This window comes from Streptomyces sp. NPDC127100, from assembly GCF_042724095.1.
GTDB lineage: Bacteria > Actinomycetota > Actinomycetes > Streptomycetales > Streptomycetaceae > Streptomyces.
The window spans coordinates 1-26,996 of record NZ_JBHXFL010000055.1; the positions used below are offsets into that span (position 1 = coordinate 1).

At 72.2% G+C, this 26,996-nt stretch carries 26 protein-coding genes and 2 tRNA genes; 18 read left to right on the top strand and 10 right to left on the bottom strand.

Annotation, left to right across the window (positions count from 1 at the left end):
• Positions 1-35: 35 nt before the first annotated feature.
• Both ACFWJB_RS31720 and ACFWJB_RS31725 read right to left on the bottom strand, forming a co-directional pair.
• Entirely contained in the window at positions 36-551 is a 516-nt protein-coding gene (locus ACFWJB_RS31720) for an NUDIX hydrolase (RefSeq protein WP_386926524.1), read from the bottom strand.
• Positions 548-1,993, bottom strand: a complete 1,446-nt coding sequence (locus ACFWJB_RS31725) for a zinc-dependent metalloprotease (protein WP_385471947.1) — start codon at positions 1,991-1,993, stop codon at positions 548-550. Before ACFWJB_RS31725 ends, ACFWJB_RS31720 begins: the two co-directional genes overlap by 4 nt.
• Before the next feature lie 192 nt (positions 1,994-2,185).
• Here ACFWJB_RS31725 and ACFWJB_RS31730 point away from each other — a divergent pair, with 192 nt between their 5' ends.
• The 4 genes from ACFWJB_RS31730 to ACFWJB_RS31745 all read left to right on the top strand — a co-directional run bounded on the left by ACFWJB_RS31730 (position 2,186) and on the right by ACFWJB_RS31745 (position 5,334).
• Positions 2,186-3,307 (top strand): SDR family oxidoreductase, encoded by a 1,122-nt coding sequence (locus ACFWJB_RS31730; RefSeq protein ID WP_386926526.1) that lies wholly within the window; start codon positions 2,186-2,188, stop codon positions 3,305-3,307.
• Positions 3,308-3,405: 98 nt separating this feature from the next.
• Positions 3,406-3,873 carry a molybdenum cofactor biosynthesis protein MoaE gene (locus ACFWJB_RS31735; RefSeq protein ID WP_385471942.1) on the top strand — a complete coding sequence of 156 codons (468 nt, stop codon included), beginning with the start codon at positions 3,406-3,408 and terminating at the stop codon, positions 3,871-3,873.
• A 150-nt stretch (positions 3,874-4,023) separates the two neighbouring features.
• Positions 4,024-4,188, top strand: a complete 165-nt coding sequence (locus tag ACFWJB_RS31740; protein ID WP_385471940.1) for a hypothetical protein — start codon at positions 4,024-4,026, stop codon at positions 4,186-4,188.
• A gap of 51 nt (positions 4,189-4,239) precedes the next feature.
• Positions 4,240-5,334 carry a PDZ domain-containing protein gene (locus ACFWJB_RS31745; protein ID WP_385471937.1) on the top strand — a complete coding sequence of 365 codons (1,095 nt, stop codon included), beginning with the start codon at positions 4,240-4,242 and terminating at the stop codon, positions 5,332-5,334.
• A 45-nt stretch (positions 5,335-5,379) separates the two neighbouring features.
• Here ACFWJB_RS31745 and ACFWJB_RS31750 read toward each other — a convergent pair whose 3' ends face one another.
• Positions 5,380-5,922: a PPA1309 family protein gene (locus tag ACFWJB_RS31750; RefSeq protein WP_385471933.1), complete on the bottom strand. Its 543-nt coding sequence runs from the start codon at positions 5,920-5,922 to the stop codon at positions 5,380-5,382.
• Between the two features lie 163 nt (positions 5,923-6,085).
• Between ACFWJB_RS31750 and ACFWJB_RS31755 the strand changes: the two genes are divergently transcribed.
• The 4 genes from ACFWJB_RS31755 (at position 6,086) to ACFWJB_RS31770 (ending at position 11,458) form a co-directional block, all read left to right on the top strand.
• Positions 6,086-9,049 (top strand): UPF0182 family protein, encoded by a 2,964-nt coding sequence (locus ACFWJB_RS31755; RefSeq protein ID WP_385471953.1) that lies wholly within the window; start codon positions 6,086-6,088, stop codon positions 9,047-9,049.
• Between the two features lie 73 nt (positions 9,050-9,122).
• Positions 9,123-9,196: transfer RNA gene (locus tag ACFWJB_RS31760), tRNA-Met, on the top strand.
• Positions 9,197-9,426: 230 nt separating this feature from the next.
• A complete protein-coding gene (locus tag ACFWJB_RS31765; protein ID WP_386926529.1) occupies positions 9,427-11,292 on the top strand; it encodes a tetratricopeptide repeat protein in 1,866 nt (621 codons plus the stop codon).
• A gap of 92 nt (positions 11,293-11,384) precedes the next feature.
• Positions 11,385-11,458 (top strand) — tRNA-Met (locus tag ACFWJB_RS31770).
• 126 nt (positions 11,459-11,584) lie between these two features.
• Here the strand turns inward: ACFWJB_RS31770 and ACFWJB_RS31775 are convergent.
• Positions 11,585-12,001 carry a Fur family transcriptional regulator gene (locus ACFWJB_RS31775; protein WP_386926531.1) on the bottom strand — a complete coding sequence of 139 codons (417 nt, stop codon included), beginning with the start codon at positions 11,999-12,001 and terminating at the stop codon, positions 11,585-11,587.
• Between the two features lie 143 nt (positions 12,002-12,144).
• Between ACFWJB_RS31775 and ACFWJB_RS31780 the strand changes: the two genes are divergently transcribed.
• A complete protein-coding gene (locus ACFWJB_RS31780; protein WP_386926533.1) occupies positions 12,145-13,596 on the top strand; it encodes a catalase in 1,452 nt (483 codons plus the stop codon).
• Between the two features lie 99 nt (positions 13,597-13,695).
• Here the strand turns inward: ACFWJB_RS31780 and ACFWJB_RS31785 are convergent, their stop codons facing one another.
• Entirely contained in the window at positions 13,696-14,103 is a 408-nt protein-coding gene (locus tag ACFWJB_RS31785) for a cyclic nucleotide-binding/CBS domain-containing protein (RefSeq protein WP_386926535.1), read from the bottom strand.
• Positions 14,104-14,249: 146 nt separating this feature from the next.
• Complete coding sequence (gene hisN, locus ACFWJB_RS31790) at positions 14,250-15,050, bottom strand: histidinol-phosphatase (protein WP_385469468.1); 801 nt, start codon at positions 15,048-15,050, stop codon at positions 14,250-14,252.
• A 249-nt stretch (positions 15,051-15,299) separates the two neighbouring features.
• Between hisN and ACFWJB_RS31795 the strand changes: the two genes are divergently transcribed.
• On the top strand, positions 15,300-15,908 hold the full coding sequence (locus ACFWJB_RS31795; protein WP_386926537.1) for a TetR/AcrR family transcriptional regulator: 609 nt from the start codon (positions 15,300-15,302) through the stop codon (positions 15,906-15,908).
• Between the two features lie 12 nt (positions 15,909-15,920).
• Here ACFWJB_RS31795 and ACFWJB_RS31800 read toward each other — a convergent pair whose 3' ends face one another.
• From ACFWJB_RS31800 to ACFWJB_RS31815, 4 genes are all read right to left on the bottom strand, one after another.
• Complete coding sequence (locus ACFWJB_RS31800; protein WP_087807323.1) at positions 15,921-16,244, bottom strand: multidrug efflux SMR transporter; 324 nt, start codon at positions 16,242-16,244, stop codon at positions 15,921-15,923.
• Positions 16,245-16,370: 126 nt separating this feature from the next.
• Positions 16,371-17,384: a ribosome small subunit-dependent GTPase A gene (gene rsgA / locus ACFWJB_RS31805; protein WP_385469464.1), complete on the bottom strand. Its 1,014-nt coding sequence runs from the start codon at positions 17,382-17,384 to the stop codon at positions 16,371-16,373.
• Positions 17,385-17,396: 12 nt separating this feature from the next.
• On the bottom strand, positions 17,397-18,713 hold the full coding sequence (gene aroA, locus ACFWJB_RS31810; protein WP_386926540.1) for a 3-phosphoshikimate 1-carboxyvinyltransferase: 1,317 nt from the start codon (positions 18,711-18,713) through the stop codon (positions 17,397-17,399).
• A gap of 143 nt (positions 18,714-18,856) precedes the next feature.
• Positions 18,857-19,567: a M50 family metallopeptidase gene (locus ACFWJB_RS31815; protein ID WP_386926542.1), complete on the bottom strand. Its 711-nt coding sequence runs from the start codon at positions 19,565-19,567 to the stop codon at positions 18,857-18,859.
• A 104-nt stretch (positions 19,568-19,671) separates the two neighbouring features.
• Between ACFWJB_RS31815 and ACFWJB_RS31820 the strand changes: the two genes are divergently transcribed.
• From ACFWJB_RS31820 to def, 8 genes are all read left to right on the top strand, one after another.
• Positions 19,672-20,487, top strand: a complete 816-nt coding sequence (locus ACFWJB_RS31820; protein ID WP_386926544.1) for an SOS response-associated peptidase — start codon at positions 19,672-19,674, stop codon at positions 20,485-20,487.
• Between the two features lies 1 nt (position 20,488).
• Positions 20,489-21,118 carry an alpha/beta family hydrolase gene (locus ACFWJB_RS31825; RefSeq protein ID WP_386926546.1) on the top strand — a complete coding sequence of 210 codons (630 nt, stop codon included), beginning with the start codon at positions 20,489-20,491 and terminating at the stop codon, positions 21,116-21,118.
• 257 nt (positions 21,119-21,375) lie between these two features.
• Complete coding sequence (gene sigR, locus ACFWJB_RS31830) at positions 21,376-22,059, top strand: RNA polymerase sigma factor SigR (protein ID WP_385469454.1); 684 nt, start codon at positions 21,376-21,378, stop codon at positions 22,057-22,059.
• Entirely contained in the window at positions 22,056-22,367 is a 312-nt protein-coding gene (gene rsrA / locus ACFWJB_RS31835; protein ID WP_385469452.1) for a mycothiol system anti-sigma-R factor, read from the top strand. Before sigR ends, rsrA begins: the two co-directional genes overlap by 4 nt.
• A gap of 119 nt (positions 22,368-22,486) precedes the next feature.
• Entirely contained in the window at positions 22,487-23,812 is a 1,326-nt protein-coding gene (locus ACFWJB_RS31840; RefSeq protein WP_386926549.1) for an HD-GYP domain-containing protein, read from the top strand.
• A 125-nt stretch (positions 23,813-23,937) separates the two neighbouring features.
• Positions 23,938-25,149, top strand: a complete 1,212-nt coding sequence (locus ACFWJB_RS31845) for an HD-GYP domain-containing protein (protein ID WP_386926566.1) — start codon at positions 23,938-23,940, stop codon at positions 25,147-25,149.
• A gap of 114 nt (positions 25,150-25,263) precedes the next feature.
• Complete coding sequence (locus ACFWJB_RS31850) at positions 25,264-26,244, top strand: tetratricopeptide repeat protein (RefSeq protein ID WP_385469448.1); 981 nt, start codon at positions 25,264-25,266, stop codon at positions 26,242-26,244.
• Between the two features lie 71 nt (positions 26,245-26,315).
• Entirely contained in the window at positions 26,316-26,966 is a 651-nt protein-coding gene (gene def, locus ACFWJB_RS31855) for a peptide deformylase (protein ID WP_385469446.1), read from the top strand.
• The last annotated feature ends 30 nt before the right edge of the window (positions 26,967-26,996 follow it).

Consider the following 26,996-nt stretch of genomic DNA (forward strand, 5'->3'; position numbering starts at 1 on the left):
GGCGGTCGCCCCTCGCCGTACCGCCGCCCGGCGTCTCAGAGCCGCGCGCGGGCGGACTCCACCAGGCGCACGACCGACTCGTCGGCCACGTCCGCGACCTCCCGGTACGGGAACCAGCGCAGGTCGAGCGACTCGTCGCTGATGACCTCCAGGGACCCCTCCGGAGCCACCGCCGCGTACTGCACGTCCAGGTGCCAGGCACAGGGCGTGTGGTGGCGGTCCAGCCGCACGGGACCGCCGGGCAGCAGGGCCAGGCCGTCGATGCCCGACTCCTCCGTGCCCTCGCGCAGGGCGGCGAGCGCCAGCGTCTCGTCGGCCGGCTCGCAGTGGCCGCCCATCTGCAGCCACATGCGCAACTTCTTGTGGAGGGTGAGCAGCACCCGCCCGCGCGACGGGTCGATCACCAGGGCGCTCGCCGTGATGTGCCCGTCGGCGCAGGACTTCCACAGGCCGTCCGGATGTGCCGCGAGATGGTCCAGGTAGACCTGACACAGCTCGTCCTGGCCCTCGTGGCCCTTGAGGACCAGGACCGCGTCGTCGTGGAGGCTCACTCGGCGTCGTCGCCCTTGCCGTCGGCCCCGTCCTGGTCCTTCTCGTCCTTCTTCGTCAGATCGGTCTTCCCCGCGGCCTCGCCGAGCATCTTGTCCAGCTCGGAGAAGTCCAGGTGCTCGCGGTGCACGAAGCCGTCCGGGTCGTCCAGGTCGGTGGCCGTCGGCAGCATGTCCGGGTGGGCCCACAGGGCGTCCCGGCCGTCCACACCGCGCGCGTCCGTCACGGACGCCCACAGACGCGAGGCGTCCCGCAGACGGCGCGGGCGCAGCTCCAGGCCGATCAGCGTGGCGAACGTCTGCTCCGCCGGACCGCCCGAGGCGCGACGGCGGCGCAGCGTCTCGCGCAGCGCGTCCGCGGAGGACAGGCGCGGCTTGGCGGCGGCGTGCACCACCGCGTCCACCCAGCCCTCGACGAGCGCCAGAGCCGTCTCCAGGCGGGCCAGGGCGGCCTTCTGCTCCGGGGTGTCCTCCGGCTGGAACATGCCCTGCTGGAGTGCTTCCTGGAGCTGCTCGGGGTTCTGCGGGTCGAACTGCCCGACCACGTCCTCGAGCTTGGCCGTGTCGACCTTGATCCCGCGGGCGTAGCCGTCGACCGCGCCGAACAGGTGCGAGCGCAGCCACGGCACGTGCGCGAACAGACGCTGGTGGGCGGCCTCGCGCAGGGCGAGGTACAGCCGCACCTCCTCCTGGGGGACGCCCAGGTCCTTGCCGAACGCCTCGACGTTCGCCGGCAGCAGCGCGGCCTTGCCGGCCGGGCCGAGCGGCAGGCCGACGTCGGTGGAGCCGACGACCTCGCCGGCGAGCACACCGACGGCCTGCCCGATCTGGGTGCCGAACATGGCACCGCCCATGGAGCGCATCATGCCGATCAGCGGGCCGGCCATGGCCTGCATCTCCTCCGGCAGCACGTCGCCCATGGCGGTCCCGACACGCTCCGCGACCGGGTCGACGAGCTCGCGCCAGGCGGGGAGGGTCGCCTCGACCCACTCCGCGCGGCTCCAGGCCACCGCGGAGCCCGAGCCCGACGGCAGGGCGGTCGCGTCGTCCAGCCACAGGTCGGCCAGGCGGACGGCCTCCTGGACGGCGCTGCGCTCGGTGGGGCCGACACTCGCGTCCTTCGTGCCGTCCGGGGTGCCCTGGGCGACCGTCTGGCGGGCGATCTGCTTGGCCATGTCCCAGTTCACCGGGCCGCCCTCGTAGGAGAGCATCTGGCCCAGCTGCTGGAAGGCGGCGCCCAGGTCGGTGGGGTTCATGGAACCGAACATGGCAGCGAACGGGTTGTCCGCACCGGGGCCTCCCAGGCCACCGGCTCCGGACAGCCCGAAACCGAACGGGTTGGCCGGTCCCTGACCACCACCGCTCTGCTGGTCCTTCTTCTTGCCTTCGTCGCCGTCGTCCGGCTCCTCCGGCGGAAGGCCGAATCCGAATGGGGTGTCACTCACGGGGTTCCTCGGCTGGTAGGGCCACCGGTTCTTTCCGGCGGCACGGCTGCCCGACATCACCACCCAGCCTAGACACCCGCGGCGGTTCGGGCCTCGGTGCTTCGCCGGCTGACGACCTGCGGCAGGATGGATGCCACCTGGTACGTACGCGTCACCCGCGCCCGTACTGAAGACAACCACTGGAGACGCCCGGTGAGTTCCCCAGATCCGCAGGTTCGCGCAGCGCGAAACCAGTCAACCAGTTCCGCCGCGCCCGGCGCGCGCGGGCCCGTCGTCGCGGTCACCGGCGCCGCTGCCGGCATCGGTGCCCTGCTCACGGCGCGGCTGGCCGCGTCCGACGAGGTCAGACAGGTCGTGGCCATCGACGAGCGGCGCGGCGAGTGCGCGGAGGCGCACTGGCACACCCTGGACGTGCGGGACCCGGCCATCGCCGAGAAACTGCGCGGCGCGGACGTCGTGGTGCACCTCGCGCTGGACCTCGATCTGGAGACCGACGCGGCCGCCCGGACGGCTTACAACGTCCGGGGGACGCAGACCGTCCTGACCGCCGCCGCGGCGGCCGGCGTGCACCGCGTCGTGCTGTGCACCTCGGCGATGGTCTACGGCGCGCTGCCGGACAACGAGCTGCCGCTGTCCGAGGACGCCGAGCTGCGGGCCACGGCGGAGGCCACCGGGGTCGGGGACCTGCTGGAGATCGAGCGCCTCGCGCGCCGTGCACCGCGCGCCCATCCGGGCCTGAACGTGACCGTCGTCCGTCCCGCGGTGCTGGTCGGGGGCATGGACACCGCGCTGACCAGGTACTTCGAGTCGCCCCGGCTGCTCGTGGTGGCCGGGTCCCGGCCCGCCTGGCAGTTCTGCCACGTCGACGACCTGTGCAGTGCCCTCGAGTACGCCGTCCTGGAGAAGGCCGACGGGGAGCTGGCCGTCGGCTGCGACGGCTGGCTGGAGCAGGAGGAGGTCGAGGAGCTCAGCGGGATCCGGCGGATGGAGCTGCCGTCGGCCGTCGCACTGGGCGCGGCGGCCCGCCTGCACCGGATCGGACTGACACCCTCCCCGGCCGGGGACCTGGCGTACACGATGTACCCCTGGGTGGTGAGCGGCAGCCGCCTGCACGACGCCGGGTGGCGGCCGAAGTACACCAACGAGGAGGTCCTCGCGGAGCTGCTGGAGGAGGTCGCGGGACGGCACACGGTCGCCGGCCGGCGCCTCGGACGCAAGGACGCGACGGCGGCCGGGGCCGCGGGTGCGACGGTCGCCCTGCTGGGCGCGGCGGCCGTGGTGCGGCGGGCGCGGAAGGCGCGGCGGCGGATCTGACGTGGGCGCCGGCCTGTAGGAGGCTCCAAGGCGCGACGCGCGCGTACCGGGCGATGAGGCTATTCCGTGCCGCGCGCACCGTGGGGCACGATGGGCACATGGCATCCGCATCCACGAGCGACCACCCCGGTGAGCAGGCCGCACCGGACCCCGTCAAGCTGATCGGCATCCGGGACACGCCCCTGTCCGTGGACGAGGTCTTCCGGGCGGTCGGGGACGACGCGGCCGGGGGGACCGCGCTGTTCGTGGGGACCGTGCGCGACCACGACGGGGGCACCGACGTCGACCGGCTCGGATACTCCTGCCATCCCAGCGCCGAGGCCGAGATGCGGCGGATCGCCGAGAAGGTCGTGGCCGACTACCCCGTACGGGCGCTCGCCGCCGTCCACCGTGTGGGGGACCTGGAGGTCGGTGACCTCGCCGTGGTCGTCGCCGTCTCCTGCCCGCACCGGGGCGAGGCCTTCGAGGCCTGCCGCAGGCTCATCGACGACCTCAAGCACGAGGTGCCCATCTGGAAGCACCAGACGTTCTCCGACGGAACCGAGGAATGGGTCGGCGCCTGCTGAGCCGACCGGGCGTCCGCGGACCTCGCCGGCACCCTCCGTGCACCCCGTGACTCCGGTTGCGTAACCGGCCCCCCGGCGTGAGCGTTGTCACGGCGGATGGTTAATCTGCTGATCAGTCAGTCGCGGAGCTCGTGGGGTTGGGAGGTCGGCATGGGGGCGCTCGCCTGGTTGCTGATTCCGCTGGTGGCTGCGGTAGGCGCGGGTCTGTGGGGAAGCTGGGCCAACCGGACCCGCAAGATCCGGAGCGACGGTCCGGAGCTCGACGGGTATGCCCGGTTCCGCGAGGCGATGGAGAAGTCCCGCACCGGAGCCTGACGGGTGCCGCCCTGACGGTGCTCCGACAGTCGCGTCCCGTAATGTCGTCCCATGCCACGCCGCACCGCGACGATGCTCGCCTCCACCCTGATGCTGATCGCGCTCCTGTGCGCGGGTGTGTTCATCCCCGTGCCCTACTCGGAGATGTCCCCGGGGCCGACGGTGAACACGCTCGGGGACCACGACGGCGAGCCGGTGCTGCAGATCTCCGGCCACAGGACGTACGACACGAGCGGTCACCTGAACATGACCACCGTCCGGGTCACCAGCGCCGACTACCGGATGAACCTCGTGGAGGCCGTCTACGGATGGTTCGCGCACGACAACCGCGTGGTGCCGCACGACACGCTCTACCCGGACGGCAAGACCGAGGAGGAGGCCACCCAGGAGAACGCCGAGGAGTTCAGCCAGTCCCAGGAGAGCGCCAAGGTCGCCGCCCTGGAGGCACTGGACATCCCGGTGAAGTCCTGGGTGATCGTCTCCACGGTGGTCAAGGGGTCCCCGGCGCAGGGCAGGCTGCACGCCGGTGACGTGATCCGGGCCGTGGACGGCACGGCGGTCGAGGAGCCCGGTGACGTCGCCGACCTGGTGACGAAGCACAAAGCCGGCCAGGACGTCGTCTTCACCATCGTGCCCGCCAAGGAGCAGGCCGCCGCGGAGAAGCAGAACCGGACGCCGACGAGGACCGAGAAGGTCACGATCACCACCGCGGCCTCCGACGACGCCGGCGAGAAGCGCGCCATCGTCGGAATCAGCGCCGGAACGGACCACACGTTCCCGTTCTCCGTCGACATCAAGCTCGCCGACGTCGGCGGGCCCAGCGCCGGCCTGATGTTCGCGCTCGGCATCTACGACAAGCTCACGCCGGGCAGCCTCACCGGGGGCGCGTTCGTCGCCGGCACCGGGACGATCGACGACGCCGGCAAGGTCGGCCCGATCGGCGGCATCGGGATGAAGACCATCGGCGCGCGGGAGAAGGGCGCCCGGTACTTCCTGACGCCCGCCGACAACTGCAAGGCCGCCGCCGAGGACACCCCCGGCGGGCTGACCCTCGTGAAGGTCGGCACCATCGACGACGCCATCGGCGCCCTCGACGACATCCGCGCCGGGAAGACCGCCGACCTGCCGAAGTGCACGACCGGATAGCCGGCGCCCCGGGCGGCCGCACGGGCCGCCCGGGACCGGCCCGGACTACTCCTCGAAGGTGGCCGTCAGCGCCTGGGCCAGACCGGGCACCAGATCCGCACCCGTGAGGACCTCGGTGGCGGAGTCCTTCTCCCGCAGCCGCAGGGCGGATTCGCGGGCGCCGTCACGCAGCACCGCGACCGTCATACGGACCTCCTGGCGGTCGGGGTGCTCCGCCACCCACCGCGTCAGCTTCTCCCCGTCCAGGTCCGCCGGCACCTGGGCCTCGGCGGACGGCGGCAGCATCAGGCGTTCCACGGCCAGCGCGCAGCCGACCACGGCGTCGGGCCAGGCGATGGTTCCGAGGAAGTCGTCCAGCGGCCGGTCCGCCGGAATCTCGTCCTGCTCGATCGGGGTGAGGCCGGAGCTCTCCGTTTCCTCCTGCAGACCGAGCCGGTCCGCGAGCGTGGGCTGGTCGGCCCGCAGACGTGCGGTGTCGACAAGGGCGAAGAGGCGTGCGGGCTGGTCCCAGCCGAGGCCGGAGACGTACTCGTCGATCTCGAGCACGGCCCGGGTGAGGGGGCTCGCTGCCATGGGGGTGTTGGACATGGTCACAATCCTGCCTCGTTCCTGGGCCGAATCGGGAACCGAGTAAACGATGAGTAAGTTGCATAGGTGTGGGCCCACGACGACGGGGGCGCACGGGGGGCCCGCGAACCCGAGGGCCTGACGGATCAACAGCGACTTCGAGGTGCGCACCTTGGCTTTCCAGATGCCGGACCGAGGCGGAGGCCCGACGGGGCCACGGATCAGAGTGGGCCGCCCGTCCCGGCGTGTCCGCACCCTGCTGATGACGCTCGGTGTCCTCGCCGTGCTCGGCATGGCGTTCACCATGTTCGCGGGCTTCTGGACGGACTGGCTGTGGTACCGGTCGGTCCACTACTCGTCGGTCTTCACGACGACGCTGTGGACCAAGATCGGTCTCTTCTTCGTCTTCGGCCTGCTCATGGCGCTGGCGGTCGGGCTCAACATCTGGCTGGCCCACCGGCTCCGCCCGCCGCTGAGCGCCATGTCGATGGAGCAGCAGAACCTCGACCGCTACCGGATGGGCATCGCCCCGTACAAGAAGTGGCTGCTGCTCGGCATCACCGCCCTGGTCGGCCTGATCGCCGGCGCCTCGGCGTCCGGCCAGTGGCGGACCTGGCTGATGTGGGTCAACGGCGTGCCCTTCCACCAGAAGGACCCCCAGTTCAAGCTGGACGTCTCCTTCTACGCCTTCGACCTCCCCTGGTACCGGTTCCTGCTCGGTTTCGGTTTCGCGACCGTGATCATCTCGGTGATCGCCGCGGCGCTCACCCATTACCTCTACGGCGGACTGCGCGTCACCAGCCCGGGCGCGCGCGCCACGGCGGCGGCCACCGGCCACCTGTCGGTGCTCATCGGCGTCTTCGTCGCCCTCAAGGCGGTCGCGTACTGGCTCGACCGGTACGGACTGGCGGTGAAGTCCAGCGACTTCAAGGCCACCGACAACTGGACGGGCCTCAGGTACGTCGACGCCAACGCCTACCTGCCGGCCAAGACGATCCTGTTCTGCATCGCCGTCATCTGCGCGCTGCTGTTCTTCGCCACCCTGTGGCGCCGCACCTGGCAGCTGCCGGTGATCGGCTTCGGCCTGATGGTGCTGTCGGCGATCCTCATCGGCGGTCTGTACCCGGCGCTGGTCCAGAAGTTCGAGGTGCAGCCCAACGAGCAGGCCAAGGAGGCGCCGTACGTCGAGAAGAACCTCGACGCGACGCGCAAGGCCTACGACATCGAGGGCACCCAGGTCACCGAGTACGCCGGCGTGAGCAAGACCGACGACAAGACCCGGCTCCGTGACGACGTCGACGCGACGGCGTCGATCCGCATCATGGACCCGAACGTCATCTCGCCGACGTTCCAGCAGCTCCAGCAGATGCGGAACTACTACGCGTTCCCGAACAACCTGGACGTCGACCGCTACTCCAAGGACGGCAAGGACCAGGACACGGTCATCGGTCTGCGCGAGCTGAACCTGGCCGGCATCCCGAAGAAGAACTGGATCAACAACCACTTCCGCTACACCCACGGCTTCGGAGTGGTCGCCGCCAAGGGCACCCAGGTCGACTCCGAGGGCCGCCCGGTCTTCACCGAGTCCGACCTGCCGTCCAAGGGCGACCTCGGCACGTACGAACAGCGGGTCTACTACGGCGAGAAGACCACCACGTACTCCATCGTCGGCGGTCCCCAGAAGGAGATCGACTACTCCGACGACAGCGGTGAGAAGACCACCAGTTACAAGGGCGACGGCGGGGTGGACCTGTCCAACCCGATCAACCGGGCCGCGTACGCGGTGGCGTTCAGCGAACCGCAGATCCTCTACTCGGGGGCCATCGGCGAGGGTTCGAAGATCCTCTACAACCGCACGCCGAAGGAGCGCGTCGAGGCGGTCGCCCCGTGGCTGACCATCGACGGCGACGCCTACCCGGCGGTGGTGGACGGCCGCATCCAGTGGATCGTGGACGCCTACACGACGACGAACGGCTACCCGTACGCCTCGCGCACGACGCTCGGCGACACGACCGCCGACTCGCTGACCGCGCGCAACGACTCGCGCGCCGTGGTGGCCCAGCAGAACCAGGTCAACTACATCCGCAACTCGGTGAAGGCGACCGTCGACGCCTACACGGGCGACGTCAAGCTGTACCAGTGGGACACCGAGGACCCGGTCCTGAAGACCTGGATGAAGGCGTTCCCGAACACGGTCAAGGCCAAGAGCGAGATCTCCGACGCGCTGATGGCCCACCTGCGGTACCCGCAGGACCTGTTCAAGGTGCAGCGCGAGCTGCTCACCCGCTACCACGTGAAGGACGCCACGACGTTCCTCAGCGGCAGCGAGGTGTGGCAGGTGCCGGACGACCCGACCAACAAGTCGGGCGACGCGGTGCCGCCGTACTACCTGAGCATGAAGATGCCCGACCAGAAGCAGCAGGCGTTCTCGCTGACGACGACGTTCACGCCCATCGGACGTGACAACCTCAGCGCGTTCATGGCGGTCGACGCGGAAGCGGGCACCAAGGACTACGGCAAGATCAGAGTCCTGAAGCTGCAGACGAGCACGACCGTGAACGGGCCGAAGCAGGTCCAGAGCCAGTTCAACTCCGAACAGGACATCGCCGAGTCCATCAGGCTGCTGAGAGGCGGCGACTCGGAGGTCGAGTACGGCAACCTCCTGACGGTGCCGCTCGACGGCGGGCTGCTCTACGTGGAACCGGTCTACGTGCGCGGTGGCGACCTCAAGTACCCGCTGCTGCGGAAGGTGCTGGTGTCCTACGGCGGCAACACCGCCTTCGAGGACACGCTCGACGAAGCCCTGAACAAGGTCTTCGGGGCGAAGGCCTCGGCCACCGAGCCGCCGGACCAGGGCGACGGCACCACCACACCGCCCCCGACGTCCGCCAACCCCACGGTCCAGGACGCGCTGAACGACGCCCAGAAGGCCTTCGAGGCCGGTCAGGAAGCCCTCAAGCAGAACGACTGGACGGCGTACGGCAAGGCGCAGAAGGACCTGGAGGACGCCCTCAAGAAGGCCGAGGACGCGCAGGCCAAGGCCGGGAGCGGCGGAGACAAGAACACCGGCGACAAGAACCAGGGCGGCGCGGCGAGTCCGAGCCCGACCCCGACCGGCAGTGCCGGCGCCGGGTCGGGCGGCGGCTGACCGCACCCGGCGGAGCCCGTCCGAGCTGGTCAAATGCTCGTCCCGCGCCGTGATACGGTTGTGAACACAACGGCGCGGGGTGGAGCAGCTCGGTAGCTCGCTGGGCTCATAACCCAGAGGTCGCAGGTTCAAATCCTGTCCCCGCTACTGAAGTCGTGAGCTACGTGCGAACGACAGCGAAGGCCCGGATCCCGACAGGGATCCGGGCCTTTGTGATGTGCGAACGCATGTGCCGACGGTGGCTACGGCCGCGCCGGTGGGGGGAGTTGGGGTGATCCGTGTTTGACTTGTCTCCCTGTGGGCATGTCGACAAAACGCTGAAGTGACCTCAATGGCTGCGGTATACCAGGTGTACCCGGGTTGCGGGTGGTGCGACGATGGACGTTATGGGGGAGATGGCAGATCTGTTCGAGACGGGGCGTTTTGCGCGGTCGTCCGGCCGGGAGGAGGCCGGGGACGAGGCCCAGGAAGCCGCCGACGAAGCCGCCGAGGAGGTACGCCGGCGGATCGCCGCCGAGGCCGGTGACGTCGAGGCGATGAGCGTGCTCGGGGCCATGCTGCTGCGCCGTGGTGATCTCGACGGAGCCGAGTCCCACCTGCGTGCCGCCACCGCCGCCGGGGACCGCGCCGCCGCCAACAACCTCGGCGTCCTGCTGCACCAGCGCGGCTACGCCGACGAGGCCGCCGGATGGTGGCGGATCGCCGCCGTGGCCGGTTCCTGCGCGGCCGCCCACGCGCTGGGGCGGCACTTCCGCGAGCGCGGCGACGAGCCCGCCGCCGAGTACTGGCTCCGCCAGTCCGCCGAGCAGGGACACGTGCTGGGCGCCTACGCGCTCGCCGACCTGCTGGAGCACCGCGGCGACGGCGCGGGCGCCGAGCGGTGGATGCGGGCCGCGGCCGAGCGGGGGCACCGCGAGGCCGCGTACCGGCTGGCCCGGACGCTGGACCGGCGCGCGGGCCGGGACCTCGACGACGACGGCCCCGGCGTCGTGCGCTCCGTGACCGAGCGCGGCTCCCGCGCCGACCGGGCCGAGGGCAGCGAGGAGGCCGAGCAGTGGTACCGGCAGGCCGCCGCGCGCGGGCACCGCCGGGCCGCGCTGCACCTCGGGGCGATCCTGGAGAAGCGGGGAGAGCTCAGGGAGGCCGGGCGCTGGTACCTGACGTCCGCCAAGGACGGCGAGGCGCGCGCGGCCTGCGCGCTGGGCTTCCTGCTGCGCGACGCGGGCGACACCGAGAGCGCCGCCGTGTGGTGGCTGCGGGCCGCGCAGGACGGCGACGGCAACGCGGCCAACGCGCTGGGCGCGCTGCACGCCGAGCGCGGCGAGCCGCAGACCGCCGAGCGGTGGTACCGGGCCGCGCTGGACGCCGGGGACGACAACGGCGCCTACAACCTGGGCCTGCTCTGCGCCGAGCAGGGCCGCACCGCGCAGGCCGAGCAGTGGTACCGGCGCGCCGCGTACGCCGGGCACCGGGAGGCCGCGAACGCGCTGGCCATCCTGCTGCTCCGGGGCGGGGACGCGGCCGGCGCCGAGCCGTGGTTCTCCAAGGCCGCCGAGGTGGGCAGCGTGGACGCCGCCTTCAACCTCGGCATCCTGCACGCCGGACGGGGCGAGGACGTCGCCGCGCTGCGCTGGTACGAGAGGGCCGCCGCCGCCGGACACACGGAGGCGGCGCTGCAGGTCGGGATGGCGCGGCTGCGGGACGGTGACGAGCCGGAGGCGGAGCGGTTCCTGCGGTGCGCGGCAGGGGGCGGCAGCCCGGAGGCCGCGTACCGCCTGGCCACGCTGCTCGACGCGCGCCGGCCGCCGGCACCCGCGCACGAGCTGGGCGAGCCGGCGCAGGAGAAGACCGAGTGCGAGGAGTGGTACGAGCGGGCGGCCTCGCAGGGCCACCGCCGGGCCCAGGTGCGCGTCGGCATGCTGGCCGCGGCCCGGGGCGACGTGGTGGAGGCGGCGCGGTGGTACCGGGAGGCGGCCGAGGCCGGCTCCCGCAACGGCGCCTTCAACCTGGGGCTGCTGCTGGCCCGCGAGGGCAGCGAGCCGGAGGCCGTCGTGTGGTGGCGCCGGGCCGCCGACGCCGGGCACGGACGGGCCGCGCTGCGGCTCGCGCTGGTGTGCGCTCGGCGTGGGGAACTGGACGAGGGGCAGCGCTGGGCCGACCGGGCGGTGTCGCTGGGGCCGCGGGAGGTGGCGGAGCGGGCGGCTCGGCTGCGGGACGCGTTGCGGCAGGAGCTGTCGGCGTGACGCACGGCGCCGCGCCGAGGGGCGCCGCTGTGCCGCCGGCCGGGGGCGATTTGCTTCTGGTCGCGGGCTTGACGTAGTGTTCCATTCATCGCCGCGGGGTGGAGCAGCTCGGTAGCTCGCTGGGCTCATAACCCAGAGGTCGCAGGTTCAAATCCTGTCCCCGCTACTGAAGGCCGAGGGCCGGAATCCGAAAGGGTTCCGGCCCTCGGTGCGTTCGGCGACGCGCGCGGCGTACACGCGAGAGCCCCGGCACCCATGGGTGCCGGGGCTCTCGTACGAGCGCGGGACCGGACTACGCCGCGGCGCAGTTCGGGCAGGTGCCGCGGTACGTCACCTCGACGTCGGAGACCGTGAAGCCGAAGCGCTCCGTGTCGGGGAGGTCGGCCAGCGGATTGCCGGTCGGGTGGACGTCGCGGATCGCGCCGCACTGCCCGCAGACCAGGTGGTGGTGCGGCCGGTGCGCGTTCGGGTCGTACCGCTTCGCGCGCTTGTCCGTCGCGACCTCCAGCACCTCGCCGAGCGAGACCAGCTCGCCCAGGGTGTTGTAGACGGTCGCCCGGGAGATCTCCGGCAGCTTGGTGACGGCCCTGGCGTGCACCTCGTCGGCGGTCATGTGGACGTGCTCGCCGTCAAGGACCTCGGCCACGACGCGTCGCTGCGCGGTCATGCGCCATCCGCGACCACGCAGCCGTTCCAGAAGGTCACTCATACAGACCAGCCTAACAGCAAGGGGAACCAGGTCCCGAACGGGTGTGACTTTGGAGTCTTACTTGACTTAGACATTGTCCATTGTAGGATCGGGATCGGCATTAGCCAAGGGACAGGTTTGCAGGATTGGCGCAGGAGGCGTACGTGACTCAGGGACCGCTTACTACGGAAGCCGGTGCTCCGGTGGCCGACAACCAGAACAGCGAGACCGCGGGCGTCGGCGGCCCCGTGCTCGTCCAGGACCAGCTCCTCCTCGAGAAGCTGGCCCACTTCAACCGTGAGCGCATCCCGGAGCGCGTCGTGCACGCCCGTGGCGCCGGCGCCTACGGCACCTTCACGGTCACCGCCGACGTCACCAAGTACACGCGCGCCGCCTTCCTCTCCGAGGTCGGCAAGGAGACGGAGACCTTCCTCCGCTTCTCGACCGTGGCCGGCAACCTGGGCGCGGCGGACGCCGTCCGCGACCCGCGTGGTTTCGCGCTGAAGTTCTACACCGAAGAGGGCAACTACGACCTCGTCGGCAACAACACCCCGGTGTTCTTCATCAAGGACGCCATCAAGTTCCCGGACTTCATCCACACCCAGAAGCGCGACCCGTACACCGGCTCGCAGGAGGCGGACAACGTCTGGGACTTCTGGAGCCTGTCTCCCGAGTCCACGCACCAGGTGACCTGGCTGCACGGCGACCGCGGCATCCCGGCCTCCTACCGGCACATGGACGGCTTCGGCTCGCACACGTACCAGTGGAGCAACGAGGCCGGCGAGGCCTTCTGGGTGAAGTACCACTTCAAGACCGACCAGGGCATCAAGAACCTGACGGCCGAGGAGGCCGAGGTCCTCGCGGGCAAGGACCCCGACTCGCACCAGCGCGACCTGCGCGAGGCCATCGAGCGCGGCGACTTCCCGTCCTGGACGGTCGGTGTGCAGATCATGCCGGTGGCCGAGGCGGCGACCTACCGCTTCAACCCGTTCGACCTCACCAAGGTGTGGCCGCACGCGGACTACCCGATCGTCTGGTTCGGCAAGCTGGAGCTCAACCGCAACCCGGAGAACATCTTCGCCGAGGTCGAGCAGTCGATCTTCTCCCCGGCGCACTTCGTCCCCGGCATCGGCCCGTCCCCGGACAAGATGCTCCAGGGCCGCCTCTTCGCCTACGGCGACGCCCACCGCTACCGCGTCGGCATCAACGCCGACCACCTGCCGGTGAACCGTCCGCACGCCACCGAGGCGCGCACCCACTCCCGTGACGGCTACCTGTACGACGGCCGCCACAAGGGCGCGAAGAACTACGAGCCCAACAGCTTCGGCGGCCCGTTCCAGACGGACCGCGCGCTGTGGCAGCCCGTCGCGGTCACCGGTGTCACCGGCGAGACGCAGGCCCCGGTGCACGCCGAGGACAACGACTTCGTGCAGGCGGGCAACCTCTACCGCCTGATGACGGAGGAGGAGAAGGAGCGCCTGGTCAACAACCTGGCCGGCGGCATCTCCCAGGTCTCGCGCGAGGACATCGCCGAGCGCGCGATCAACAACTTCCGTCAGGCCGACGGTGACTTCGGCAAGCGGCTGGAGGTCGCGGTCCAGGCCCTGCGCGGCTGACGTCCAGCACTGGACCGCTTGTCGTAGCGGCGGGCCGGATCCCCGGGGACGGGGGTCCGGCCCTTCGTCGTGCCGCCACGCCGCCGGCCGGGAGCGGCGTCAGGCGATCGCCGCCGGTGCCTCGCGCTGCCGCCGCTCCGGCGCCCAGCGGCGGATGATGTCGCGGACCGAGACGATACCCACGGGCTCGTCGCGTTCCAGCACGATGAGGTGGCGGAAGCCGCCGTGCGCCATCGCCCCGGCCGCCTCCTCCACGGTCCAGGACGGCGCGGCGAACACGACGTCGGTGGTGGTGTGGGCGTGCACGCGTTCGGCGTCCGGGTCCTGGCCCCGGCCGACGGAGTTGAGGACGTCGCGTTCGGTGAGGATGCCGATGCCGCCGGCGTCGGGGTCGTACACCACGGCCGCGCCGACGCGGCGGGCGGACATCAGCGCGGCGGCCTGGCGCAGGGTGTGGTCGGGACCGATGGTGAGGACGACCGAGCTCATGGCTTCGCGGACGAGCATGGGTGGAGCCACCTCCTGCCGGTGATCCATGAGCTAGTTCATGGATTCACAAGTTCACAAGTGGGGAGGCTCTCAGAGTGGCAGGCGAACCGGGGGTCAACAAGGGGGCGCGGAGGGCGAGTCGGCGGGCGTACGGGGGGGCGTGCTCAGTACCGCTGGTTGAGATAGCCGAGCAGTTCGTCGTGGAGCCGGCCGTTGGACGCCGCCGCGTTGCCGCTGTGCGGGCCGGGGCGGCCGTCCAGCCCGGTGAAGGTGCCGCCCGCCTCCGTGACGATGATGGCGTTGGCGGCCATGTCCCAGAGCGAGAGCTCGGGTTCGGCGCACAGGTCGACCGATCCCTCGGCCACCATCATGTACGGCCAGAAGTCGCCGTACGCGCGCGTGCGCCACACCTCGCGGGTCAGGTCCAGGAAGCCGTCCAGCCGGCCCTGCTCCTCCCAGCCGCTGAGCGAGGAGTACGCGAAGGACGCGTCGGACAGCGCGGAGACCTGGGACACCTGGAGCCGGGACGCCGAGGTCAGACTGCGGCCGGTGAACGCGCCGTGGTCCTTCACGGCCCACCAGCGGCGGCCGAGGGCCGGCGCGGAGACGAGGCCGACGACGGGATGGTAGCCGCCCTCACCCGCCTCCATGAGGGCGATGAGGGTGGCCCAGACGGGGACGCCGCGGACGTAGTTCTTGGTGCCGTCGATCGGGTCGACGACCCAGCGGCGGGGGCCGGTGCCCTCCGTGCCGTACTCCTCGCCGAGCACGGAGTCCCGGGGGCGGGCGCGGGCGAGGTGACCGCGGATCAGTTCCTCGGCGGCCTTGTCCGCCTCGCTCACCGGAGTCATGTCCGGCTTCGTCTCGACCTTCAGGTCGAGGGCCTTGAAGCGGTCCATCGTCGTGGCGTCGGCGGCGTCCGCGAGGACGTGGGCGAGGCGCAGGTCGTCGAGGTAGTCCGGCATGCGGCCACGGTATCCGGCGGGGGCGGGGCGGGGCCACCAGGGGGCGGCGGGCACGGACGCGTCCGGGGCGTGAGGGCGGGGCAGGGCGCCGGTTCGGCCGGGGTGGAGCGCGGGCGTGTCAGCACGCTCCGGGGACGGGTGCGCGCACCCGGCACCGTCCTCACGGCGCGGGCGGGACGCGAGGACCCTTGACAGGCACGGCGGACCCGTCAAATCTGGGCGACGAGTCGCTTTCGGCCCAGGGAGGCGATGATGCCCGCAGCCCGGGAGTCCCTGCTCGACGCCGCCGGCACGGCGTTGGCGCGCCGGCCGTGGGCCGCCGTGCGGATGGTGGACGTGGCGTCGGCGGCCGGGGTGTCGCGGCAGACGCTGTACAACGAGTTCGGCAGCAAGGAGGGCCTCGGCCGGGCACTCGTCCGGCGGGAGGCGGACGGGTACCTCGCCGGTGTGGAGCGCGCGCTCTCCGCGCTCGGCGACCCGCGCGAGCGGCTCACCGCGACGGCCGAGTGGACGACCGCGGCCGCCGGGGAGAACGCGCTGGTGCGCGCCATGCTCACCGGCTGCTGGGGTGCGTGGCTGCCCGCCCCGGCACCGGGGGCCGTACCGTCGTCCTCCGTCGTGCCGGCCCAGCGCCGGGCCGACGGTCCGCTGCCCACGCCCGGCGACTTCGTGACCCTCGTGCGCGACCGCGCCGTCGCCGCCCTGTCCGGGCCCGGCCTCGCCCGGGCGGAGGCCGCCGACCTCGCCCGAACCTGCGAACTCACCGTCCGGCTCGCCCTGTCCTGCGTCGCGGCCCCGCCGGAGGGCGGCGTGTCGGAACTCGTCCGCACCGTCCTGCCACGGAAGTTGACGGCGTGACGGCCGGACGCCTCAGTGCGCCGAGCCCGACAGCTGGAGCCCGATCACGCCGATGATGACGAAGCTGATCGAGACGATCTTCAGCGTGGAGACCAGGTCGCCCAGGAACACCATGCCGTAGATGGCGGTGCCCGCCGCCCCGATGCCGGTCCACACGGCGTACGCCGGGCCGACGTCGAGCTTCTTCAGCGACATGGTCAGCAGGCCGAAACTGCCCAGCGCGAAGGCACAGAAGGCGACCGTCGGCCAGAGCCGGGTGAAGCCGTGCGACAGCTTCAGACACACAGCGAAGCCGGTCTCGAGCACCCCGGCCACAATGACCAGCAGCCACGCCATGTGTCGTCCTTCCGTGGTCCCGTACCGTGACCGCTTCGTCGATTCACCGGCTTTTGCCGAGGCTTGTCTCCAGCTTGGTGCGATTATGCACTTGCCGGTCGCCGGGCACCGCAAACAACGCGAAGGTCAGTCGCCCTCGGTCCGCTCCCGAGTCGCCAGCAGCCGGCGCAGCGAGTACAGCCGGGCCTGATCGGCGTGGCCCTCGGCGACCCACGCGTCCAGCGCGCAGTCGGGCTCGTCGTGGCTGCACGCGCGCGGGCAGCCCTCCGTGCCCGGCTCCAGGTCGGGGAAGGCGTGGATCACGCGGGACGGGTCGATGTGGGCGAGCCCGAACGACCGTACGCCGGGGGTGTCGACGACCCATCCGCCCAGGTCCGAGGACAGCGGCAGGGCGAGCGCGGAGGTCGTCGTGTGCCGGCCGCGTCCCGTCACCGCGTTGACGTGCCCCGTCGTACGGCGCCGGTCCTTCGGGACCAGCGCGTTGACCAGCGTCGTCTTGCCGACGCCCGAGTGGCCGACGAACGCCGTCACCTTGCCGTCCAGGTGCTCGCGCACACGGTCGGCGGCGTCGCCGTTCTCCAGCTCCTCGCGGCTGGTGACGACGTAGGGGATGTCCAACGCGCCGTACAGGCCGAGCAGTTCGTCGGGCGGGGCGAGGTCCGACTTGGTCATCACCAGCAGCGGGGTGAGGCCGCCGTCGAACGCCGCGACCAGGCAGCGGTCGATGAGTCGCGGGCGCGGCTCGGGATCGGCGAGGGCGGTGACGATGGCGAGCTGGTCGGCGTTGGCGACGACCACCCGCTCGTAGGGGTCGTCGTCGTCCGCGGTGCGGCGCAGCACCGAGGTGCGCTCCTCGATGCGGACGATCCGGGCCAGCGTGTCCTTCGTGCCCGACAGGTCGCCGACCAGCGCGACCCGGTCGCCGACGACCGCCGCCTTGCGGCCCAGTTCGCGTGCCTTCATGGCCGTGACGACCCGGTCCTCGACGAGGCAGGTCAGCCGGCCCCGGTCCACGGTGAGGACCAGGCCCCCGGCGGCGTCCTCGTGCTTGGGCCGGATGTGGGTGCGCGGCCGGTTGCCCTTGCGGTTGGGGCGGGAGCGGATGTCGTCCTCGTCGGTGTGCTTGCCGTAGCGGCGCATGGCGAACGGTCCCTACGCCCCGAGCATCCCGGTCCACAGGTCGGGGAAGTCGGGCAGCGTCTTGGCGGTCGTCGCCACGTTCTCGATCTCCACGCCCTCGACCGCGAGGCCGATGATCGCGCCGGCGGTGGCCATGCGGTGGTCCTCGTAGGTGTGGAAGACCCCGCCGTGCAGGCGGCGCGGCCGGATGTGCAGCCCGTCCGCGGTCTCGGTGACGTCGCCGCCCAGTTCGTTGATCTCCTTGGTGAGCGCGGCCAGCCGGTCCGTCTCGTGCAGGCGCAGGTGCGCCACCCCGCGCAGGGTCGAGGGGGAGTCGGCGAGGGCCGCGACGGCCGCGATGCCGGGGGTGAGCTCCCCGACCTCCCCGAGGTCCACGTCGATGCCGTGCACGGCGCCCGACCCGGTGAACACGAGACCGTACTCGGTCAGTTCGCAGTCACCGCCCATCTCGGTGAAGATCTCGCGCAGCCGGTCGCCGGGCTGGGTGGTGCGGGCCGGCCAGTCGGGAACGACCACCCTGCCGCCGGTCACCAGCGCCGCCGCCAGGAACGGCTGGGCGTTGGACAGGTCCGGCTCGACCGTCAGGTCGCGGCCGAGCAGCGCGCCCGGCGTGACCCGCCACACGTTCGGCTCGCCGCCGGACTCCGGGGTGTCCACCTGGGCACCGACCGAGCGGAGCATGTCGACGGTCATCCGGATGTGCGGCATGGACGGCAGCGCGGAGCCGGTGTGGCGGACCTCGACGCCCTGGTTGAAGCGCGGGCCGGACAGCAGCAGGGCGCTGACGAACTGCGAGGACGACGACGCGTCGATCTCGACCGGGCCGCCCTCCAGCGCGCCGCCGCCGTGCACGGTCATCGGCAGCGCGCCGCGCCCGTCGTCGTCGACGCGGGCGCCGAGCGCGCGCAGCGCGTCGATCACCCCGTGCAGCGGACGCTCGTAGGAACGGGGGTCGCCGTCGAACCGGACGGGGCCGTCGGCGAGCGTGGCGACCGGCGGGAGGAAACGCATGACCGTGCCGGCGTTCCCGACGTCGACCGTGGCGGGGCCGTGCAGCCCGGCCGGGATGACGCGCCAGACCTCACCGGTGCCGTCGGGACCGACGCCCTCCTCGATCTCGACGCCCATGGCCCGCAGCGCCCCGGCCATCAGCAGGGTGTCGCGGGAGCGCAGCGGGCGGCGCAGCCACCCGGGCTCGGAGGCGAGCGCGGCCAGCACCAGGGCGCGGTTGGTGACCGACTTGGACCCCGGCACATGGACGGTCGCGTCGACGGCCCCGCTCGCGTGCGGGGCGGGCCAGAGGGCGGTGTGCGCGGAATTCACGGTCATGGGCCCCACTTTAATGGCTGAAGCCGATCGGAGATCTTGATCAAAGGCGGCGAAATCCGACCGAAACCGTGACAGGGGAATTGCCGCGCATATATGCGGCGGATCCCCCGCGCGGACGGCGCCGCCGGCCTCGGTGACCCCGCTCACAGCCCCAGCAGCCAGCGGCCCCCGCCGATCAGCGAGCACAGCGAGACCGCGTGGAACAGGAAGAACCACACGGCGGCCGGCGCGTGGGACAGCCGGGCCAGCTGGTCCGCGTCCGAGTCGCCGGCCCCGCCCCGCGCCCGCTTGGCCTGCAGCTCGAACGCCGGCCGCACCCCGCCCAGCAGCAGGAACCACACCGCCGCGTAGGCGAACGCCGCCTGCACCTCCGCGTCGGCCAGCCAGGACGCCAGGAGGAACGCGGCGCCGGTCAGCACGACCGTCAGCACGCCGTACGCGTTGCGGATCATCACGAGCAGCGCGACCAGCAGCGCCGTCGCCACCCACAGCAGCAGCGTGATGCGCCCTGAGGCCAGCAGCGCGGCCCCGCCGAGGCCCAGCAGCGGCGGGGCCGTGTAGCCGGCGACCGCGGTGAGGACCATGCCGAGTCCGTGCGGCCTGCCCCGGCTCACGGTCAGGCCGCTGGTGTCGGAGTGGAGGGTGATCCCGACCAGCGTGCGGCCGGTGAGCAGCGCCACGAGACCGTGACCGCCCTCGTGGGCGATGGTGATCGCGTTTCGCGCTATTCGCCACAGCCCGTGCGGCACGACGACGGCGAGCGCGGCGACCAGCGTCCCGATCACCACCCACAGGCCGGGATCGGGCTGGGTGCCGGAGACCTCGTCCCAGAGGGAGGCGAGCGAGTGGTCCATGTTCGGTGCGGGCTCCTCGTGTGCGCGGTCGGGCGGGTGCGGCGCGAAGCGCCTCGGTGCCGGGTGGTGGCCCGGAGACGGGCGGGCCTGGCAGTGTGGCACGTATGTGCGGACGGTATGCGGCGAGTCGTCGACCCGAGGATCTCGCAGGAATCTTTGAGATCGACAAGTGGGAGCCCGAGGAGACCCTGGAGCCCGACTACAACGTGGCCCCCACCAAGGAGGTCTACGCCGTCCTGGACCGTCCCCTGAAGGACGCCCGGGACCCGAGACCGGTTCGCCAGCTGCGGAAACTGAAGTGGGGGCTCGTCCCCGCCTGGTCCAAGACGCCCGAGGGCGGCGCCCGGATGATCAACGCCCGCGCGGAGACCGTCCACGAGAAGCCGTCCTACCGCCGCGCCTTCGCCACCCGGCGCTGCATCCTGCCCGCTGACGGCTACTACGAGTGGGTCACCGGCAAGCAGGAGCGGGACCTGGAGGTTGAGGGGCGCAGGAAGCGGCCCCGCAAGCAGCCGTACTTCGTGACCCCCGCCGATGGCTCCGTCTTCGCCATGGCGGGACTGTACGAGTTCTGGCGGGACCGGACGCTGCCGGACGACCACCCGGGGGCCTGGTGGGTGACCTGCTCGGTGATCACGACCGAGGCGGAGACCACGCCGCTGGCCGTCGCCCCGGCCGAGGGCCCGGACGTCCTGGCCGACATCCACCCCCGGATGCCGCTGATGCTGACACCGGACCGGTGGGACGCCTGGCTGGACCCGGCGCGCACCGACCCCGACGAGCTGACCTCCCTGCTCGCGCCGCCGCCCGCCGGGCTGATGCGGGCGTACCCCGTCGCCACGGCCGTCAGCAACGTCCGCAACAACGGGCCGGAGCTGCTGAAGGAGCTGGCGGGGCCGGAGGAGGGCACACTCTTCTGACGTGAAGACCGAGATCATCGACACGGAGGCCGGCGCCGCCCGCATCACCTGGCACCCGGCCGCACGGCCCCGCCTGGTCCTCGCCGTCGGCCACGGCGCCGGCGGCGGCATCGAGGCGCGCGACCTCACGGCACTGGCGGCGGAACTGCCCGCCCGGGGCGTGACCGTCGCCCTGGTCGAGCAGCCCTGGCGGGTGGCCGGCAAGAAGCTGGCGCCCGCGCCGAAGACCCTGGACACCGGCTGGCGGGGCGTCTGGCCCGCGCTGAACGGACCCGGCCTGCCGGTGGTCTCCGGCGGCCGCAGCGCCGGCGCCCGCGTCGCCTGCCGCACCGCGACCGAGCTGGGCGCCCGGGCCGTCCTCGCCCTGAGCTTCCCGCTGCACCCGCCGGGCAAGCCGGAGAAGTCCCGCGCCGCGGAACTGCTCGGGGCCGGGGTGCCCACCCTCGTCGTCCAGGGCGGCAACGATCCGTTCGGCAGGCCCGGCGAGTTCCCCGACGGGAGCTACGACCTGACCCCGGTGCCGTACGGCGACCACGGTTTCGCCGTGCCCAAGCGGGCCGGGATCACACAGGACGAAGCCCTGGAGCTGATCACCGACGGCGTCGCGGAGTGGGCCCGCTCACTCGGCTGAGGGCCCGGGAATGACCGGCGGGCGACCGCTGTTGTGCCGGTCGTACGTTGCTGAGCATCAGCACCGACGCCGTAGGAGAGGAAGTCTGCCGCATGGGTTCGACCTTCTGCCCGAGTCGTAGCAGCCGATCCGACCTGGACTGGACGGTGCTGCACGCGGCGAAGACCGCCCCTGTTCGGGCGGCGAGCGGGCCGGATCGTCGTCTATCCTCCGATTCGAGCGGGACCGGTTTCGGCTCCGCGACATCACTGGAGGAGGTGGGTCCGGTCACTGGGACCGACGCAGGGACCGAACACGGCCAGGCGGAGCAGCCCGAGGGCCGGGGCACGGGCGCGGAGTCGACCGCGGAGCGCAGTGCGCGCTTCGAGCGGGACGCGCTCGAGTTCCTCGACCAGATGTACTCGGCAGCGCTGCGCATGACCCGCAACCCGGCCGATGCCGAGGATCTGGTGCAGGAGACCTACGCCAAGGCGTACGCGTCCTTCCATCAGTTCCGTGAGGGCACCAACCTCAAGGCGTGGCTGTACCGCATCCTCACCAACACCTTCATCAACAGCTACCGCAAGAAGCAGCGGGAGCCCCAGCGCAGCGCCGCCGAGGAGATCGAGGACTGGCAGCTCGCGCGCGCCGAGTCGCACATGTCGACAGGTCTGCGCTCCGCCGAGTCGCAGGCGCTCGACCACCTGCCCGACTCGGACGTGAAGAAGGCGCTCCAGGCGATCCCCGAGGAATTCCGCATCGCCGTCTATCTGGCCGATGTAGAGGGCTTTGCCTACAAGGAGATCGCGGACATCATGGGGACACCCATCGGTACGGTGATGTCCCGGCTGCACCGGGGCCGCCGTCAGCTGCGCGGCATGCTGGAGGACTACGCCCGCGACCGTGGTCTCGTCCCGGCCGGCGCCGGAGAGTCGAACGAAGCGAAAGGCTCGGGGTCATGAGCTGCGGAGAGCCGCACGAGACGGATTGCAGCGAAATCCTCGATCATCTCTACGAGTTCCTCGACCGGGAGATGCCGGACTCGGACTGCGTGAAGTTCGAGCACCACTTCGAGGAGTGCTCGCCCTGCCTGGAGAAGTACGGCCTGGAGCAGGCCGTGAAGAAGCTGGTCAAGCGGTGCTGCGGACACGACGACGTACCGGGTGACCTGCGCTCCAAGGTCATGGGCCGGATCGACCTGATCCGCTCGGGCCAGTCGGTGCCCGAGCACGACGTGACGTCGGCGCCGTCCACGCCGCAGGAGTCCTGAGCCAGGCAAGCTCCGCGTGACCGTCACTCGTACGTGCTAACCCGTGGGGCATCCGCCCGCCTCCCCCTGCCGCCGTCCTAGGCTCGCGAGCCTGACAGGCATGGCCGGGGGAGGTGCTCATGGACGCGGTACCGGCGCGGGCGCGCGCGTATGTCGCCGGTGTCGTCCTCGCCGCCCTGCTCTGTCTGCGCCCGCTGCCCCAGGCGCCCACGCCCTGGTGGGCCGTACTGCTGCTCGCCGGACTGTACGCGGGCTGCGAGCAGGTCGCCCGGTCCCGTTTCGTCGGGACCTGCTACCCCGTGCTGCTCGCCGGGGCCTTCCTGCTTCCGCCGGCCGCCGCCGCGCTCGTGGCACTGCCGGGGACCCTGCTGTCCCCGGTGGCGCAGCGGCCGGCCGCCCTGCGACGGGCCTGGCGGGCCGCGCAGCTGACCCTCGCCCTGTGGGCCGCGGCCCACGTGCACGCGGAGTGCGGCGGGCGGGACGCGGTCGCGGCCCCCGACTTCCCCTACGCGCTCGCGCCGGCCGGGGCCGCGGTGCTGGCCTTCTGCCTGGTGCTGACCCTGCTGGACGGCGGCATCCTGGCGCTGGCCGACCGGGTGCCGGTGCGGCGGGCGTGGCGGGGGCTGTTCCTCCGGTCGCTCGCCCCGATCGCCGTGCACGGGCTCGCCGGTCTGATGATGGCCGTGCTGTGGCGCAGCCCCTACGGCCCGGTCGCCGCGCTGCTCGTGCTCCTGCCGATGTGCGTGGCCTGGTGGGCGTTCGCCCAGTACCACCGGGAGCGAGCCGCGCACCAGGCGACCATCCGCGCCCTCGTGCAGGCCGTCGACATCAAGGACGGCTACACGCGCGGGCACAGCGAGCGGGTCGGCCACGCCTCGATGCTGATCGCCCGGGAGCTGGGTCTGGACGACGAGCGCGTGGAGACGCTGCGCTTCGCCGGGATCCTGCACGACGTGGGCAAGCTCGGCGTGCCCACGCGGCTGCTGCGCAAGGACGGGCCGCTGACGCCCGAGGAACGGCGCGTGATCGAGCTGCACCCCGAGTACGGACATGAGATGGTGCGCGGCATCCGCTTCCTCGGCGAGGCCCGGGCCGCCGTACTGCATCATCACGAACGGCTGGACGGCAGCGGATACCCCTACGGACTGGCCGGCGGCCAGATTCCCGAGTCGGCCCGGGTGGTCGCCGTCGCCGACGCCTTCGACGCGATGACGTCCACCCGGTCGTACAGCAGGGCGCGGCCCGTCGCGAAGGCCGTGGAGGAGCTCCGGCGGTGCGCCGGGACCCACTTCGACCCCCGGATGGTCGGGGCCCTGGTGCGGGCGCTGGACCACCACGGCTGGCACCCGGCCGTGACCTCCGACGGCGCGCACGACCACCCGTCCCGTCCGGCCGACGGCCACGGCGAGGACGCGCGCGGCAGCGTGACGAGGGGGGCTTCGTGACGCCGCCGGGGGCCGCGGGGGCGGCGGGCGGCCTCCGCCCCGCCCGCACCGGACGCGGCCTGTCCGGACCGTGGCCGCGACGGGAGCGGCCCGTGACGGCGCCACGGACCCCGGCGGTGCTCCTGATGCACACCGGCGCCGCCCTGGTCGCGCTCGTGTGCCTCGCCTCCGTGCTGTGGACCGGTGTCGTCGAGCGTCCCGTCGCGCTCGCCTTCGGGGTCCTCGTCGCGCTCGGCGAGCTGACCCGGCGCACCGGGGGCGAGGGCCGGGAGACGGCACCGCTCGGGACCGCCGGGGCGCTGGCGTACGCCCTGCTCGGGGAGAACGCCGGACGGCCCGTGCACCACGGGGTCGCCCAGACCGTCACCGTGGTGCTCGTCGCCTCCCTGCTCGGCAGCGTCCCGCACATCGCGCGCGGACACGGACCCGTGCTCGACCACCTGGCGCGGCGCCTGCTCACCGTCGCCTTCGCCGCCGTGTGCTTCCAGCCGCCGGCCGCCCGGGGCACCTTCCACGACTGGGGCGGCCCCGCCCACGCCCTGCTGCTGATCGCGCTGCTCGCCCTGACCGCGCTCTGCGACGCCGTGCTCGCCGCGGCGCCGGCCCACGCGCGTACGGGGTGGCCCTTCGGCCCGCTACTGCGCGAGGAACTGCGCGCCATGGTCGGCGTCACCTCCGCGGTGTGCGCGACGGGGGCGGTGATGGCACTCGCGGTGGCCGTCGCGGGACTGTGGGCACTGCCCGTCTTCTGCGTGCCGCTGCTGCTCACGCAGCTGTCCTACCGGCGGTACGCCGCCGTCCGGGCCACCTACCGGCAGACCATCGCCTCCCTGGCCCGGGCCACCGAGATCGCCGGGTACACCCCCGCCGGCCACGCCCGCCGCGTCGCCGAGCTCAGCGCGGCCGTCGGACGCGACCTGGGGCTGTCCGGGCCCGAGCTGACGGTGCTGGAGTACGCGGCCCTCATGCACGACATCGGACAGCTGAGCCTCGTCGACCCGGTCCCGGCGGGAGCCACGGCCGGCCTGCCCGTGGCCGAACAGCGGCGGATCGCGCTGCTCGGCGGGGCCGTCGTCCGCCAGACCGGGGTCGACGCCGCGGTCGCCGTGGTGGTGGAGCGGCAGGCCGACCCCTGCCACGACCAGCCGGTCGCGGCGCGGATCGTGCGCGCGGTGAACGCCTACGAGGAGAAGGCGCGGGACGCCGGCCCCGGCGGCGACCTCTCCGCCCTGGAGGAGCTGCGCCTCGCCACCGCCGGCGACTACGCTCCCGACGTCGTGGAGGCACTGGCCCGAGTGCTCTCCCGAGGCAGCCTTACCTCGCCCTCGGCTGGGTAACCCATGGGTAATGAGCGCCCCGCAGGCCGTACATGGTTTGATGCGCAGGAGAGGGTGTCCGGGGGCGCGAAAAGGCACAGCCAGCCCACAGAACGGAACTGGCAGGCGGGAATCGTGAGGATCTTCGGCAAGGGACGGCACCGGCCCTCCGCCTCCTGGCGGCAGGCCACCGACCGTGCGTTCACGCTGATCGGCGACGGTCGCTACGAGGACGCGGGCGCGCTGCTGACGCGGGCCGCCGACCTGGAACCCTGGCTGTCGGAGTCGTGGTTCAACCTCGCCCTGCTGCACAAGTTCCGGCACGACTGGGAGCAGGCCAGAGCTGCCGGCCTGCGGGCCGTGGCGCTGCTCGACCGGGACAGCGGAGCGCCCGACTGGTGGAACGTGGGCATCGCCGCGACCGCCCTGCAGGACTGGCCCCTGGCCCGCCGCGCGTGGCAGGCCTACGGGCTGAAGACGCCCGGCGACGCCACGGACGCCGGCGAACCCCTCGGCATGGACCTCGGCAGCGCGGCCGTACGGCTGTCGCCCGAGGGGGAGGCCGAGGTGGTGTGGGGGCGGCGGCTCGACCCCGCCCGCATCGAGGTGCTGTCCATTCCGCTGCCGTCCTCCGGGCGGCGCTGGGGCGAGGTCGTGCTGCACGACGGCGTCCCGCACGGGGAGCGGACCACGGCCGCCGGACACGCCTACCCGGTCTTCGACGAGATCGAGCTGTGGGCGCCGTCGCCCGTGCCCACCTGGGTGGTCCTCCTGGAGGCCGCCACCGAGGCGGACCGGGACGCGCTGGAGCAGCTCGCCGCCGACGCCGGGTTCGCCGCCGAGGACTGGTCGTCCTCCGTGCGGCTGCTGTGCCGGACGTGCTCGGAGTCCCGGATGCCGTCCGACGAGGGCGACGGCGAGCATCTCGACCCGCACGATCAGAGCGAGCCGGGGCACCCGGGGCCGCTCGGGCACCGGACCGACGGGCAGCTGTGGGTGCCGGAGCGGGAGTGCGGTGTGGCCGCGCCGGCCTCCCTGGTGCGGGGGCTGCTGGACGGGTGGGTGGCGGACAGCCCGGATTCCCGGGACTGGCGGGATCTCGAAGAGGTCTGCTGAGGCCGTCGTCCCTTTCCCCGTACCCTGTATCAGGCATCACCCGGGTTTCATGAGGAAGGCGTACGTCGGTCATGGCGCAGCAGGACACCGATCAGCAGCACGCGGGCGTGCTCCCCGTGGACGACGAGGGCTTCGTCGTGGACACCGAGGACTGCGAGGAGCGCGAGACGGCCTGGCGTGAGCGCGGTACCTCGCGGCCGATCACGGTGGTCGGCAATCCGGTGCTGCACAAGGAGTGCCAGGACGTCACCGACTTCGGCGAGGACCTCCAGCAGCTCGTCGCGGACATGTTCGCCAGCCAGCGCACCGCCGAGGGCGTGGGCCTGGCCGCCAACCAGATCGGCGTCGACAAGAAGGTCTTCGTCTACGACTGCCCCGACGACGAGGGCGTCCGCCACGTCGGCGTGGTCTGCAACCCGCGGCTCGTCGAGCTGCCCGCCGACCGGCGCCGCCTGGACGACAGCAACGAGGGCTGCCTGTCGGTGCCGACCGCCTACGCGCCGCTCGCCCGCCCCGACTACGCCGAGGTGACCGGGCAGGACGAGAAGGGCGACCCGATCAAGGTGCGCGGCACCGGCTACTTCGCACGGTGTCTGCAGCACGAGACCGACCACCTCTACGGGTACCTCTACATCGACCGGCTCTCCAAGCGCGAACGCAAGGACGCGCTGCGGCAGATGGCCGAGAACGAGCCGCGCTACCCCGTGGTCGCGAACGACTGAGCCTCACCTCCGCCTCACAAGCCCCAGACG

Excerpts from the sequence above, each read along its gene's own strand:
- ACFWJB_RS31735 (WP_385471942.1), top strand. The coding sequence starts at position 3,406 with ATGGCATCCGCATCCACGAGCGACCACCCCGGTGAGCAGGCCGCACCG.
- ACFWJB_RS31740 (WP_385471940.1), top strand. The coding sequence starts at position 4,024 with ATGGGGGCGCTCGCCTGGTTGCTGATTCCGCTGGTGGCTGCGGTAGGC.
- ACFWJB_RS31745 (WP_385471937.1), top strand. The coding sequence starts at position 4,240 with ATGCCACGCCGCACCGCGACGATGCTCGCCTCCACCCTGATGCTGATC.
- ACFWJB_RS31750 (WP_385471933.1), bottom strand. The coding sequence starts at position 5,922 with ATGTCCAACACCCCCATGGCAGCGAGCCCCCTCACCCGGGCCGTGCTC.
- ACFWJB_RS31755 (WP_385471953.1), top strand. The coding sequence starts at position 6,086 with ATGCCGGACCGAGGCGGAGGCCCGACGGGGCCACGGATCAGAGTGGGC.
- ACFWJB_RS31765 (WP_386926529.1), top strand. The coding sequence starts at position 9,427 with ATGGACGTTATGGGGGAGATGGCAGATCTGTTCGAGACGGGGCGTTTT.
- ACFWJB_RS31775 (WP_386926531.1), bottom strand. The coding sequence starts at position 12,001 with ATGAGTGACCTTCTGGAACGGCTGCGTGGTCGCGGATGGCGCATGACC.
- ACFWJB_RS31785 (WP_386926535.1), bottom strand. The coding sequence starts at position 14,103 with ATGCTCGTCCGCGAAGCCATGAGCTCGGTCGTCCTCACCATCGGTCCC.
- hisN (WP_385469468.1), bottom strand. The coding sequence starts at position 15,050 with ATGCCGGACTACCTCGACGACCTGCGCCTCGCCCACGTCCTCGCGGAC.
- ACFWJB_RS31795 (WP_386926537.1), top strand. The coding sequence starts at position 15,300 with ATGATGCCCGCAGCCCGGGAGTCCCTGCTCGACGCCGCCGGCACGGCG.
- ACFWJB_RS31800 (WP_087807323.1), bottom strand. The coding sequence starts at position 16,244 with ATGGCGTGGCTGCTGGTCATTGTGGCCGGGGTGCTCGAGACCGGCTTC.
- rsgA (WP_385469464.1), bottom strand. The coding sequence starts at position 17,384 with ATGCGCCGCTACGGCAAGCACACCGACGAGGACGACATCCGCTCCCGC.
- aroA (WP_386926540.1), bottom strand. The coding sequence starts at position 18,713 with ATGACCGTGAATTCCGCGCACACCGCCCTCTGGCCCGCCCCGCACGCG.
- ACFWJB_RS31815 (WP_386926542.1), bottom strand. The coding sequence starts at position 19,567 with ATGGACCACTCGCTCGCCTCCCTCTGGGACGAGGTCTCCGGCACCCAG.
- ACFWJB_RS31820 (WP_386926544.1), top strand. The coding sequence starts at position 19,672 with ATGTGCGGACGGTATGCGGCGAGTCGTCGACCCGAGGATCTCGCAGGA.
- rsrA (WP_385469452.1), top strand. The coding sequence starts at position 22,056 with ATGAGCTGCGGAGAGCCGCACGAGACGGATTGCAGCGAAATCCTCGAT.
- ACFWJB_RS31840 (WP_386926549.1), top strand. The coding sequence starts at position 22,487 with ATGGACGCGGTACCGGCGCGGGCGCGCGCGTATGTCGCCGGTGTCGTC.
- ACFWJB_RS31845 (WP_386926566.1), top strand. The coding sequence starts at position 23,938 with ATGCACACCGGCGCCGCCCTGGTCGCGCTCGTGTGCCTCGCCTCCGTG.
- def (WP_385469446.1), top strand. The coding sequence starts at position 26,316 with ATGGCGCAGCAGGACACCGATCAGCAGCACGCGGGCGTGCTCCCCGTG.